Raw genomic sequence first — 12,765 nt, forward strand, 5'->3', positions numbered from 1 at the left:
CCTTTCAATGCCGATTCAGGTTTTACCGCCACAGCTTGCGAACCAGATTGCCGCTGGCGAAGTGGTAGAACGGCCCGCATCGGTAGTGAAAGAGCTGGTAGAAAACAGCCTTGATGCGGGCGCAACCCGCATCGATATCGACATCGAACGCGGTGGCGCAAAGCTCATCCGCATTCGTGATAATGGCTGTGGGATTAAAAAAGACGAGCTGGCGCTGGCGCTGGCTCGTCACGCCACCAGTAAAATTGCCTCTCTTGACGATCTGGAAGCGATAATCAGCCTCGGTTTTCGCGGCGAAGCGCTGGCCAGTATCAGCTCTGTTTCCCGTTTAACACTCACTTCACGCGTTGCCGAGCAGCAAGAAGCCTGGCAAGCCTATGCGGAAGGGCGTGACATGGACGTCACGGTGAAGCCGGCGGCCCATCCTGTGGGAACCACGCTGGAAGTGCTGGATTTGTTCTACAACACTCCAGCGCGTCGCAAGTTTATGCGCACCGAGAAAACCGAGTTCAGCCATATTGATGAGATTATCCGCCGCATTGCGCTGGCCCGTTTTGACGTCACCATTAATCTGAATCACAACGGTAAAGCGGTGCGCCAGTATCGCGCGGTAGCGGAGGGCGGGCAGAAAGAGCGCCGTCTGGCCGCTATCTGTGGAACACCGTTTGCGGAACACGCGCTGGCGATTGAATGGCAGCACGGTGATTTAGCGCTCCAGGGCTGGGTGGCCGATCCGAAGCAGACCAATGCGCAGCTCGCCGAGATTCAATATTGCTATGTGAATGGTCGCATGATGCGAGACCGCCTGATTAACCACGCCATTCGCCAGGCCTGTGAAGACAAACTGGGCGCGGGTGAACAACCGGCCTTTGTCCTCTATCTGACGATCGACCCGCATCAGGTCGATGTGAATGTGCATCCTGCCAAGCATGAGGTGCGTTTCCATCAATCACGCCTTGTTCATGACTTTATCTATCAGGGCGTGTTGAGTGTCCTGCAACAGCAAGTCGATGCGCCGCTGCCATTCGCGGTTGAAGAGGAAGAACCGGCCCCACGCTCGTTTCCTGAAAACCGGGTAGCGGCTGGGCGAAATCACTTTGCCGAACCGGCTGTTGCGCGTGACTCCGCTACGCCTCGTTATAGCAGCCAGACCAGCAGCGGTGGCAGCTCGCGAGCACCTTCAGGCGCAGGATGGCCGAATGCGCAGCCTGGCTATCAAAAGCAGCAGGGCGCGTTATACAAACAACTTTTGCAAACGCCCGTTGCCGAACGTAAGCCTGTAAGCGCGCAGGAAACCGAAAGCCTTGCCGGGCACAGCAGCAGCTTTGGCCGCGTGCTGACGATAGTCGCCAACGATCGTGCGCTGCTCGAACGTGACGGGAAGCTGAGTCTTCTGGCATTGCCCGTTGCGGAACGCTGGTTGAAACAAGCGCAGCTCTCCCCGGAAAGTGCACCTGTTTGCGCTCAGCCTTTGCTTATTCCGCTGCGCCTGAAAGTGAGTGCTGATGAACAAGCGGCAATCCAAAAAGCCCTGCCAGTATTAGGGCAATTAGGCGTGGAAATTCAACCAGAAGCGCAGCATGTGACGGTGAGGGCGGTGCCTTTACCCTTAAGACAACAAAATTTACAAATCTTGATTCCTGAACTGATAGGCTACCTCGCGCTGCAACCATCCTGTGATGCGAGCACGCTTGCGCAGTGGTTAGCACGAAACCTCGCAAGCGACCATGCGCAGTGGAATATGGCGCAGGCGATAGCCATGCTGACCGACGTTGAACGTCTGTGTCCGCAACTGGTGAAAGCCCCGCCAGGTGGCCTGTTACAACCCGTTGATTTACATACGGCGATGAATGCCCTTAACCATGAGTAACGACACAAATAGCCTGCCTAAGGCCATATTCCTGATGGGGCCAACGGCCTCCGGCAAAACGGCGCTGGCCATTGAATTGCGTAAAGTTTTGCCCGTAGAGTTGATTAGCGTGGATTCCGCCCTCATCTATCGAGAGATGGATATCGGAACCGCGAAGCCGGATGCGCGTGAGCTTGCCGCGGCACCGCACCGGTTGCTGGATATTCTCGACCCGGCGCAGGCGTATTCTGCCGCGGAATTCCGCCGCGATGCGCTTGCCGAAATGGCCGAGATCACCGCAGCAGGGCGTATACCGCTGTTGGTTGGCGGCACTATGTTGTATTTCAAAGCCTTACTGGAAGGATTGTCGCCGTTACCGTCGGCAGATCCTGACGTGAGAGCCAGAATTGAACAACAGGCAGCAGAGCAAGGATGGAATGCGCTGCATCAGCAACTTCAGGAAATTGACCCGGTTGCTGCTGCTCGTATTCATCCAAATGATCCGCAAAGACTTTCCCGGGCACTGGAAGTTTTTTTCATTTCGGGTAAAACTTTAACGGAACTGACGCAAACGTCAGGCGAGGCTCTGCCGTACAAGGTGCATCAGTTCGCCATCGCCCCGGCGAGCCGTGAACTGCTCCATCAGCGCATCGAGCAGCGTTTTCACCAGATGTTGGCTTCAGGTTTTGAAGCAGAAGTGCGGGCGCTTTTTGCCCGCGGAGATTTGCATACGGATATGCCTTCCGTTCGTTGTGTGGGATATCGCCAGATGTGGTCGTACCTTGAAGGCGAAATTCCTTATGATGAAATGGTTTATAGAGGTATTTGCGCCACGAGACAGTTGGCCAAGCGCCAGGTGACCTGGTTACGCGGCTGGGAAGGCGTTCACTGGTTAGACAGTGAGCAACCTGAACAGGCGTTCAACGAAGTGTTGCAGGTTGTTGGTGCGGGTCAGGACTGAACGTGTAAAATTAAGACGTATCGTGCGCAATTTTTCAGAATCGCAAGGTTCTAAGTACAAGCCCGAAGTTTGTGGGTAAAAAACCCTGAAAACCGTGGGTAAAACAAGCATATAAGGAAAAGAGAATGGCTAAGGGGCAATCTTTACAAGATCCGTTTCTGAACGCACTGCGTCGGGAACGTGTTCCAGTTTCTATTTATTTGGTGAATGGTATTAAGCTGCAAGGGCAAATTGAGTCTTTCGATCAGTTCGTGATCCTGTTGAAAAACACGGTCAGCCAGATGGTCTATAAGCACGCAATTTCTACGGTGGTTCCGTCTCGTCCGGTCTCTCATCACAGCAATAACGCCGGCGGCAGTACCAGCAACTACCATCACGGTAGCAACGCGCAGGCTTCATCTGCGCCGCAAGACAGCGAAGAAACCGAATAAGGTTGATGGCTGTTTTTCCATGTCGGGGAGCCAGGTGGTTTGGTTCCCCGCTGGTCTTTTAGGAGAGATTACGCTTGTTTGACCGTTATGATGCCGGTGAGCAGGCGGTACTGGTACACATCTATTTTTCGCAAGACAAAGATATGGAAGACCTTCAGGAGTTTGAAGCCCTGGTCTCTTCCGCCGGTGTCGAAGCAATGCAGGTGATTACCGGTAGCCGTAAAGCGCCGCACCCAAAGTATTTTGTTGGTGAAGGTAAGGCTGTCGAAATTGCGGAAGCCGTTAAAGCAACGGGCGCGTCCGTTGTCTTATTCGACCATGCATTAAGTCCGGCCCAGGAACGTAACCTGGAGCGTTTGTGCGAGTGCAGGGTTATCGATCGTACCGGTCTGATTCTTGATATTTTTGCTCAGCGTGCGCGTACCCATGAGGGGAAACTGCAGGTTGAGCTGGCGCAGTTGCGCCATCTGGCGACGCGTCTTGTGCGTGGCTGGACCCACCTTGAACGACAAAAGGGCGGGATTGGTTTGCGCGGCCCGGGTGAAACCCAGCTCGAAACTGACCGTCGTTTATTGCGTAACCGCATTATGCAGATCCTCTCTCGTCTGGAGAGAGTTGAGAAGCAACGTGAGCAAGGGCGCCGTTCGCGTACTAAAGCCGATATTCCGACCGTGTCGCTGGTGGGTTACACCAACGCCGGGAAGTCGACGCTGTTTAATCAGATTACTGAAGCGCAGGTTTACGCCGCGGACCAGCTGTTCGCGACGCTGGACCCGACTCTGCGCCGTATTAACGTCGCCGATGTGGGTGAAACCGTGCTGGCGGATACCGTAGGGTTCATCCGCCATCTGCCGCACGATTTGGTGGCTGCGTTTAAAGCCACGCTGCAGGAAACGCGTCAGGCGACGCTGTTGCTGCATGTTATCGATGCCGCGGATGTCCGCCTGCAGGAAAACATTGATGCAGTGAACGTGGTGCTCGATGAAATCGAAGCCGATGAAATCCCGACGCTGCTGGTGATGAACAAGATCGATATGCTGGAAGATTTTGAGCCGCGTATCGACAGGGACGAAGAAAATAAACCGATTCGCGTCTGGCTTTCTGCGCAGACGGGAGTGGGTGTACCACTGCTTTTCCAGGCTTTAACTGAAAGGCTTTCCGGTGAAGTGGCTCAGCACACGCTGCGCTTACCTCCGCAGGAAGGGCGTCTCAGAAGCCGGTTTTATCAGCTTCAGGCGATAGAGAAAGAGTGGATGGAGGAGGACGGTAGCGTCGGTCTGGAAGTACGCATGCCGATTGTTGACTGGCGTCGCCTCTGTAAGCAAGAACCTGCGCTGACAGACTATGTGGTCTGATAGTCAATCAGCCTGAAAATTATTCGCTTTTATACTTGGTAATAAAGCCAGATACCCTAAATAGTTCGAGTTTCAGGAAGGCGGCAAGGGAGTGAATCCCCAGGAGCTTACTTTAGTAAGTGACTGGGGTGAGGGAGTGCAGCCAACGCACCTGCAGCTCGAAATATGACGGGTATATACACCGCATAACAAATATGGAGCATATACATGGCGTGGAATCAGCCCGGTAATAACGGACAAGACCGCGACCCGTGGGGAAGCAGCAATAATCAAGGCGGCAACTCTGGGGGAAATGGAAACAAAGGTGGTCGCGATCAGGGGCCTCCTGATCTGGATGATATCTTCCGCAAGCTGAGTAAAAAACTCGGCGGCCTGGGCGGTGGTAAAGGCGGCTCTGGCGGTGGAAATACCACACAACTGCCGCGTGGCCCAATGGGCGGGCGCATTGTGGGTATTGCTGCTGCGGCGGTGGTGATCATTTGGGCGGCGAGCGGGTTCTATACCATTAAAGAAGCCGAACGTGGCGTGGTGACTCGCTTCGGTAAATTCAGCCATCTGGTTGAGCCGGGCCTTAACTGGAAACCGACCTTTATCGATGAAGTGACGCCGGTTAACGTGGAAGCCGTTCGCGAACTGGCCGCTTCGGGCGTGATGCTGACTTCCGATGAAAACGTGGTGCGCGTTGAAATGAACGTGCAGTACCGCATTACCGATCCGCAAAAGTACCTGTTCAGCGTCACCAGCCCGGATGACAGCCTGCGTCAGGCGACAGACAGCGCATTACGCGGTGTGATCGGTAAATACACCATGGATCGTATCCTCACTGAAGGCCGTACCGTTATTCGTAGCGATACTCAGCGTGAACTGGAAGAAACCATTCGTCCGTACAACATGGGTATCACCCTGCTTGACGTGAACTTCCAGACCGCTCGTCCGCCGGAAGAAGTGAAGGCTGCGTTTGATGATGCCATTGCCGCGCGTGAAAACGAGCAGCAGTACATCCGTGAAGCCGAAGCTTACACCAACGAAGTTCAGCCACGTGCTAACGGTCAGGCGCAGCGTATCCTCGAAGAGGCACGTGCGTATAAGACTCAGACCGTGCTGGAAGCGCAGGGTGAAGTGGCTCGTTTCGTGAAGATCCTGCCGGAATATAAAGCGGCTCCGGAAATTACGCGTGAGCGTCTCTACATCGAAACGATGGAGAAAGTGCTGAGCCATACCCGCAAGGTGCTGGTGAACGACAAAGGCGGAAACCTGATGGTATTGCCGCTTGATCAGATGCTGAAAGGTGGCGCAGCGCCTGCAAAAAAGAGTGACAGCAGTGGCGCTGACAGTTTGTTACGCCTGCCGCCTGCGTCCAGCTCCAGCAGCAGTGCTAACAGCAACAGCGCGCCAGCCACGAGCGATAGCGACATCATGGACCAACGCCGTGCTAACGCGCAGCGTAACGACTACCAGCGTCAGGGGGAATAACGATGCGTAAGTCAGTAATTGCGATAATTGTCATCGTGCTGGTAGGCCTCTACGCCTCTGTATTTGTGGTGAAAGAGGGTGAGCGTGGGATTAAATTCCAGTTCAGCAGTGTGGTGCGCGACAGTGACAAGAAGCCGGTGATTTATGAGCCGGGCCTGCACTTTAAGGTTCCTTTCATTCAGTCAGTGAAAACGCTGGATGCACGTATCCAGACCATGGATAACCAGGCCGATCGCTTTGTGACCAAAGAGAAGAAAGACCTGATCGTCGATTCTTACATCAAATGGCGTATCAGCGATTTCAGCCGTTACTTCCTGGCGACCGGCGGCGGTGACGTCTCCCAGGCCGAAGTGCTGCTGAAACGTAAGTTCTCTGACCGTCTGCGTTCTGAAATTGGTCGTCTGGATGTGAAAGACATCGTCACCGATTCCCGTGGTCGTCTGACCATCGAAGTCCGTGATGCGCTGAACTCCGGTTCTGCGGGCACCGAAGATGAAGTGGCCACGCCAGCAGCAGACAGCGCTATCGCTGAAGCCGCAGAGCGTGTTGCCGCAGAAACTAACGGTAAAGTGCCGGTTATCAACCCGAACAGTATGGCTGCGCTGGGTATTGAAGTGGTGGACGTTCGTATCAAGCAGATCAACCTGCCGACCGAAGTGTCCGACGCTATCTACAATCGTATGCGTGCTGAGCGTGAAGCGGTTGCCCGTCGTCACCGTTCACAAGGTCAGGAAGAAGCCGAGAAGCTGCGTGCTGCTGCAGACTATGAAGTGACCAAAACGCTGGCAGAAGCTGAGCGTCAGGGTCGTATCATGCGTGGTGAAGGTGATGCTGATGCGGCGAAACTGTTTGCTGATGCCTTCAGCCAGGACCCGGATTTCTATGCCTTTATCCGTAGCCTGCGTGCGTATGAGAACAGCTTCCAGAGCAATCAGGACATCATGGTTCTGAGCCCGGACAGCGATTTCTTCCGCTACATGAAGACGCCAGGCAACGCGACGCGTTAATATCGTCGGCTGTCTCATTATTGAAAAACCACCGCACTGGCGGTGGTTTTCTTTTATCAGGATGAACCATGAATTCAACAATCTGGCTGGCGCTTGCGCTGGTATTAGTGCTTGAAGGGCTGGGGCCGATGCTCTATCCGCAGGCGTGGCGAAAAATGGTGTCAGCATTATCACAACTTCCTGACCATCTTTTACGCCGCTTTGGCGGTGGCCTTGTGGTCGCGGGCGTGGTGATCTACTACATGTTGACGAAAACGATTGGCTGATTAAAAACTCGCCGGATTCATTGTTTTTTGATGTCAAAAAGTGCTGGTCATCATCGAAACCGATGGTAGAATCCATTTTTAAGCAAACGGTGATTTTGAAAAATGGGTAACAACGTCGTCGTACTGGGCACCCAATGGGGTGACGAAGGTAAAGGGAAGATCGTCGATCTTCTGACTGAACGGGCTAAATATGTTGTACGCTACCAGGGCGGTCACAACGCAGGCCATACTCTCGTAATCAACGGTGAAAAAACCGTCCTCCATCTTATTCCATCAGGCATTCTTCGTGACAATGTGACCAGCATCATCGGTAACGGTGTTGTGCTGTCGCCTGCTGCGCTGATGAAAGAGATGAAAGAACTGGAAGACCGTGGTATCCCGGTTCGCGAGCGTCTGCTGCTCTCTGAAGCTTGCCCGCTGATTCTTGACTATCACGTCGCCCTTGATGTAGCGCGTGAGAAAGCACGTGGCGCGAAAGCTATCGGCACCACCGGTCGTGGCATCGGCCCGGCTTATGAAGATAAAGTGGCCCGTCGTGGCCTGCGCGTTGGCGACCTGTTCGACAAAGCGACCTTCGCCGAAAAACTGAAAGAAGTGATGGAATATCACAACTTCCAGCTGGTGAACTACTACAAAGTTGACGCGGTTGACTACCAGAAAGTGCTGGACGATGTGATGGCGGTTGCCGACATCCTGACCGCGATGGTCGTGGATGTTTCTGACCTGCTGGATCAAGCGCGTCAGCGTGGTGATTTCGTCATGTTCGAAGGTGCCCAGGGCACGCTGCTGGACATCGACCACGGTACCTATCCGTACGTAACCTCTTCTAACACCACCGCGGGTGGCGTGGCGACCGGCTCCGGCCTGGGCCCGCGTTATGTTGATTACGTTCTGGGTATCATCAAAGCCTACTCAACCCGTGTTGGTGCTGGTCCGTTCCCAACCGAACTGTTCGACGAAACCGGCGAGTTCCTCTGCAAGCAGGGCAACGAGTTTGGTGCGACCACTGGCCGCCGCCGTCGTTGTGGCTGGCTGGACGTTGTTGCCGTACGTCGCGCTGTACAGATTAACTCCCTCTCAGGTTTCTGCCTGACCAAACTGGACGTCCTGGACGGCCTGAAAGAGGTGAAAATCTGTGTCGGTTACCGTATGCCAGATGGCCGCGAAGTGACCACCACTCCGCTGGCAGCCGACGACTGGGAAGGTATCGAAGCGATTTACGAAACCATGCCGGGCTGGTCTGAAACCACCTTTGGTGTGAAAGAGCGTAGCGGTCTGCCACAGGCAGCCCTGGACTACATTCAGCGCATCGAAGAACTGACCGGCGTGCCAATTGATATTATTTCAACGGGCCCGGACCGTACTGAAACCATGATCCTGCGCGACCCGTTCGACGCATAATCATGTCAGGGGCGCACTCACTGCGCCCCTTTGTTCCCGCTTTCCACCTTCCCCCGCTTAAATTAATTAACCGCTACCTGGCTGGCTGGTTTATCATCAAAGGTAATAACACCCTGTTTTTCCCTGCTTGAGGTTGATGTGCAGTTAACGAGTTTCACCGATTACGGATTGCGTGCGCTAATCTATATGGCATCGCTGCCTGACGGTCGTATGACAAGTATCTCTGAAGTGACGGAGGTCTACGGCGTGTCCCGTAATCATATGGTTAAAATAATCAATCAGTTAAGCCGTGCTGGCTACGTCGATGCCGTGCGTGGAAAAAACGGCGGTATCCGCCTTGGCAAACCGGCAAAAAGCATTCGCGTGGGCGATGTGGTTCGAGAACTTGAACCGTTATCGCTGGTGAATTGCAGCAGCGAGTTTTGCCACATTACGCCTGCCTGTCGGCTTAAACAGGCACTTTCTCAGGCCGTGAACAGTTTTCTCAAGGAGCTGGATAACTACACGCTGGCCGATTTGGTTGAAGAGAATCAACCGCTTTATAAATTATTGCTGGTGGAGTGACCTATCACTTCATTGGAGCTGACTACGGAGGAACCGCTATGTCACAAGATCCTTTCCAGGAACGCGAAGCAGAAAAATACGCGAACCCTATCCCGAGCCGGGAATTTATCCTCGATTTTATTTCAAAACGCGAAAAACCCGTCAGCCGTGATGAGCTGGCCACTGAGCTGAACATTACCGGTGAAGAGCAGCAGGAAGCGCTGCGTCGCCGTCTGCGTGCGATGGAGCGCGACGGACAGCTGGTGTTCACTCGTCGTCAGTGCTATGCGCTGCCGGAACGCCTTGATCTGCTGAAAGGCAAAGTCATTGGGCATCGCGATGGATTTGGCTTCCTGCGCGTTGAAGGCCGCAAAGACGATCTTTATCTCTCCAGCGAGCAGATGAAGATGTGCATGCACGGCGATTTAGTGCTGGCACAGCCGCTGGGGGCCGATCGTAAAGGCCGACGCGAGGCACGCATCGTGCGTGTGCTGGAGCCAAGAACCGGGCAGATTGTTGGTCGCTACTTTACTGATGCAGGCATCGGTTTTGTGGTACCGGACGACAGCCGACTGAGCTTTGACATTCTCATTCCGCCTGAAGAAGTGATGGGCGCGCGAATGGGCTTTGTGGTGGTGGTTGAGCTGACTCAGCGTCCGACTCGTCGTACCAAAGCTATCGGTAAAATTGTCGAAGTGCTGGGCGATAATATGGGTACTGGCATGGCGGTCGATATGGCGCTGCGCACCCATGAAATCCCTTACGTCTGGCCGCCAGAAGTTGAAAAACAGATTGCCAGCCTGAAAGAGCAGGTACCTGAAGAAGCCAAAATCGGCCGCGTGGATCTGCGCGACCTGCCACTGGTCACCATCGATGGCGAAGATGCGCGAGACTTTGATGATGCCGTGTACTGCGAGAAAAAACGCGGTGGCGGCTGGCGCCTGTGGGTGGCCATCGCTGACGTCAGTTATTACGTCCGTCCGCCAACCCCGCTGGACACCGAAGCCCGCAACCGCGGCACTTCCGTTTATTTCCCGTCGCAGGTTGTGCCGATGCTGCCGGAAGTACTCTCCAACGGCCTTTGCTCGCTGAACCCGCAGGTTGATCGTCTGTGTATGGTCTGTGAAATGACCATTTCGGCAAAAGGCCGTCTGACGAGCTACACCTTCTACGAAGCTGTCATGAGCTCCCACGCGCGTCTGACCTACAACAAGGTCTGGCATATGCTGCAGGGCGATCAGGATCTGCGCGAGCAGTACGCGCCGCTAGTGAAGCATATCGAAGAGCTGCATAACCTCTACAAAGTGCTGGATGTTTCCCGCGCGGAACGTGGCGGCATCTCGTTTGAAAGCGAAGAGGCGAAGTTTATCTTCAACGCTGAACGTCGCATTGAGCGTATCGAGCAAGTTCAGCGCAACGATGCCCATAAACTGATTGAAGAGTGCATGATCCTCGCCAATATCTCGGCGGCGCGTTTTGTCGAGAAAGAGTCTGAGCCTGCGCTGTTCCGTATTCACGACAAGCCGACTGAAGAGGCGATCACCTCTTTCCGTACCGTGCTTGCAGAGCTGGGCCTCGAGCTGCCGGGCGGTAACAAGCCTGAGCCACGCGATTATGCGGAGCTGCTGACTTCCATCGCCGATCGTCCTGATCATGAGATGCTGCAAACTATGCTGTTGCGCTCAATGAAACAGGCTGTCTACGATCCAGAAAACCGTGGCCACTTTGGCCTGGCGTTGCAGTCTTACGCGCACTTTACCTCGCCAATTCGTCGCTATCCGGATCTGACGCTGCACCGCGCGATCAAATATCTGCTGGCGAAAGAACAAGGCAATAAAGGCAATTCCACCGAGACGGGTGGCTGGCATTACAGCATGGAAGAGATGCTGCAACTCGGCCAACACTGTTCAATGACCGAACGTCGCGCGGATGAAGCGACGCGTGAAGTGTCTGACTGGTTGAAGTGCGACTTCATGCAGGATCAGGTTGGCAACGTCTTCCCGGGCGTTATCGCCAGCGTCACCGGCTTCGGTTTCTTCGTGCGTCTTAACGACCTGTTTATCGATGGCCTGGTGCATGTCTCCTCGCTTGATAACGACTACTACCGCTTCGACCAGATTGGCCAGCGCCTGATTGGTGAATCTGGTGGTCAGACTTACCGTCTGGGCGACCGCGTGGAAGTCCGCGTGGAAGCGGTCAACATGGATGAGCGTAAAATCGACTTCTCTCTGATTTCGAGTGAGCGCGGTCCACGTAATGTTGGCAAAACAGCGCGTGAAAAAGCGAAAAAACCGGGTAACGGCAAGCCAGGCGGCAAGCGTCGTCAGGCAGGTAAAAAGGTAAACTTCGAGCCAGACAGCGCATTCCGTGGTGAGAAAGGGCAACCTAAAAAGCAGAAGCCGAAAGCGGCGAAGAAAGAAGCTGCCAGTAAAAAAGCCAAAAAGCCGTCGGAAAAAACGCTTAAAATCGCTGCCGCCACCAAAGCTAAGCGTGCAGCGAAGAAAGCGACAGAGTAATTAGCTAACCCCTCTCCCCGGCCCTCTCCCCAGGGGAGAGGGGCAAACAATAATTGAACTAACAGGTAACGAGTACCCTTCATGAGTGAAATGATTTACGGCATCCACGCGGTGCAGGCCCTGCTGGAACGTGCCCCGGAGCGTTTTCAGGAAGTCTTTATTCTGAAAGGCCGCGAAGACAAGCGTTTGCTGCCGCTGATCCATGCGCTGGAAGCACAAGGCGTAGTGATTCAGGTGGCGAACCGCCAGTTCCTGGATGAGAAAAGCGAAGGAGCCGTGCATCAGGGGATCATCGCCCGTGTCAAAGAAGGCCGTCAGTATCAGGAAAACGATCTGCCGGACTTACTGGCTCAGTTTGAGAATCCGTTCTTACTGATCCTCGATGGCGTGACCGATCCACACAACCTCGGTGCGTGTCTGCGTAGTGCAGATGCGGCTGGCGTGCATGCGGTGATCGTCCCGCGCGATCGCTCTGCACAACTGAATGCCACGGCGAAGAAAGTTGCCTGCGGTGCTGCGGAAAGCGTGCCGCTGATCCGGGTCACCAACCTGGCGCGCACCATGCGTCTGTTGCAGGAGGAAAACATCTGGATCGTCGGTACGGCTGGCGAAGCGGATCATACTCTGTATCAGAGCAAAATGACGGGCCGTATGGCGCTGGTGATGGGTGCAGAAGGTGAAGGTATGCGCCGCCTGACCCGCGAACACTGTGATGAGCTGATCAGCATCCCGATGGCGGGCAGCGTTTCTTCCCTGAACGTGTCTGTCGCGACAGGCATCTGCCTGTTTGAAGCGGTACGTCAGCGCGCAGTATAAACAGCAAAACCTTCTCTTTGGAGAAGGTTTTTAGTGTTTGCTCCCTCTCCCTGTGGGCTGAGGTATCCCCACAAAAGTGAAAAGCACGATGAAGTGTGATCTACTGGTTGCGCTAACAAAACAGAAGAGACCTCATCGTGCCTTTAC

The 12,765-nt window shown here is 54.4% G+C and carries 11 protein-coding genes; all 11 read left to right on the forward strand.

Translation table 11 applies throughout. From position 1 onward, the window contains the following. Window positions 1–7 precede the first annotated feature (7 nt). Window positions 8–1,870 carry a DNA mismatch repair endonuclease MutL gene (gene mutL / locus ACI2I2_RS19285; protein ID WP_404659361.1) on the forward strand — a complete coding sequence of 621 codons (1,863 nt, stop codon included), beginning with the start codon at window positions 8–10 and terminating at the stop codon, window positions 1,868–1,870. Further along, window positions 1,863–2,810, forward strand: coding sequence for a tRNA (adenosine(37)-N6)-dimethylallyltransferase MiaA (gene miaA, locus ACI2I2_RS19290; RefSeq protein WP_404659362.1), 948 nt, complete (start codon window positions 1,863–1,865; stop codon window positions 2,808–2,810). The genes mutL and miaA overlap by 8 nt, the downstream gene beginning before the upstream one ends. A gap of 125 nt (window positions 2,811–2,935) precedes the next feature. Further along, on the forward strand, window positions 2,936–3,241 hold the full coding sequence (hfq, locus tag ACI2I2_RS19295) for an RNA chaperone Hfq (protein ID WP_330983338.1): 306 nt from the start codon (window positions 2,936–2,938) through the stop codon (window positions 3,239–3,241). A 74-nt stretch (window positions 3,242–3,315) separates the two neighbouring features. Further along, window positions 3,316–4,596 (forward strand): ribosome rescue GTPase HflX, encoded by a 1,281-nt coding sequence (gene hflX, locus ACI2I2_RS19300; protein ID WP_330983339.1) that lies wholly within the window; start codon window positions 3,316–3,318, stop codon window positions 4,594–4,596. A gap of 207 nt (window positions 4,597–4,803) precedes the next feature. Then, window positions 4,804–6,069, forward strand: coding sequence for an FtsH protease activity modulator HflK (gene hflK / locus ACI2I2_RS19305; protein ID WP_404659364.1), 1,266 nt, complete (start codon window positions 4,804–4,806; stop codon window positions 6,067–6,069). Between the two features lie 2 nt (window positions 6,070–6,071). Then, entirely contained in the window at window positions 6,072–7,076 is a 1,005-nt protein-coding gene (gene hflC / locus ACI2I2_RS19310) for a protease modulator HflC (protein WP_404659365.1), read from the forward strand. 68 nt (window positions 7,077–7,144) lie between these two features. Continuing rightward, a complete protein-coding gene (locus ACI2I2_RS19315; protein ID WP_404659366.1) occupies window positions 7,145–7,342 on the forward strand; it encodes a DUF2065 domain-containing protein in 198 nt (65 codons plus the stop codon). 102 nt (window positions 7,343–7,444) lie between these two features. After that, window positions 7,445–8,743 carry an adenylosuccinate synthase gene (locus ACI2I2_RS19320; RefSeq protein WP_404659367.1) on the forward strand — a complete coding sequence of 433 codons (1,299 nt, stop codon included), beginning with the start codon at window positions 7,445–7,447 and terminating at the stop codon, window positions 8,741–8,743. 138 nt (window positions 8,744–8,881) lie between these two features. Beyond that, window positions 8,882–9,307 (forward strand): nitric oxide-sensing transcriptional repressor NsrR, encoded by a 426-nt coding sequence (gene nsrR, locus ACI2I2_RS19325; RefSeq protein WP_404659369.1) that lies wholly within the window; start codon window positions 8,882–8,884, stop codon window positions 9,305–9,307. Between the two features lie 38 nt (window positions 9,308–9,345). Next, a complete protein-coding gene (gene rnr / locus ACI2I2_RS19330; protein WP_404659371.1) occupies window positions 9,346–11,802 on the forward strand; it encodes a ribonuclease R in 2,457 nt (818 codons plus the stop codon). A gap of 81 nt (window positions 11,803–11,883) precedes the next feature. After that, on the forward strand, window positions 11,884–12,618 hold the full coding sequence (rlmB, locus tag ACI2I2_RS19335; protein ID WP_330983346.1) for a 23S rRNA (guanosine(2251)-2'-O)-methyltransferase RlmB: 735 nt from the start codon (window positions 11,884–11,886) through the stop codon (window positions 12,616–12,618). The last annotated feature ends 147 nt before the right edge of the window (window positions 12,619–12,765 follow it).

This window comes from Scandinavium sp. NPDC088450, assembly GCF_044900545.1.
Taxonomy (GTDB): domain Bacteria; phylum Pseudomonadota; class Gammaproteobacteria; order Enterobacterales; family Enterobacteriaceae; genus Scandinavium.

What these genes read in the sequence shown, in the direction of transcription:
- hfq (WP_330983338.1), top strand. Translation starts at nt 2,936, where the DNA reads ATGGCTAAGGGGCAATCTTTACAAGATCCGTTTCTGAACGCACTGCGT.
- rlmB (WP_330983346.1), top strand. Translation starts at nt 11,884, where the DNA reads ATGAGTGAAATGATTTACGGCATCCACGCGGTGCAGGCCCTGCTGGAA.
- hflC (WP_404659365.1), top strand. Translation starts at nt 6,072, where the DNA reads ATGCGTAAGTCAGTAATTGCGATAATTGTCATCGTGCTGGTAGGCCTC.
- miaA (WP_404659362.1), top strand. Translation starts at nt 1,863, where the DNA reads ATGAGTAACGACACAAATAGCCTGCCTAAGGCCATATTCCTGATGGGG.
- hflK (WP_404659364.1), top strand. Translation starts at nt 4,804, where the DNA reads ATGGCGTGGAATCAGCCCGGTAATAACGGACAAGACCGCGACCCGTGG.
- ACI2I2_RS19315 (WP_404659366.1), top strand. Translation starts at nt 7,145, where the DNA reads ATGAATTCAACAATCTGGCTGGCGCTTGCGCTGGTATTAGTGCTTGAA.
- mutL (WP_404659361.1), top strand. Translation starts at nt 8, where the DNA reads ATGCCGATTCAGGTTTTACCGCCACAGCTTGCGAACCAGATTGCCGCT.
- ACI2I2_RS19320 (WP_404659367.1), top strand. Translation starts at nt 7,445, where the DNA reads ATGGGTAACAACGTCGTCGTACTGGGCACCCAATGGGGTGACGAAGGT.
- rnr (WP_404659371.1), top strand. Translation starts at nt 9,346, where the DNA reads ATGTCACAAGATCCTTTCCAGGAACGCGAAGCAGAAAAATACGCGAAC.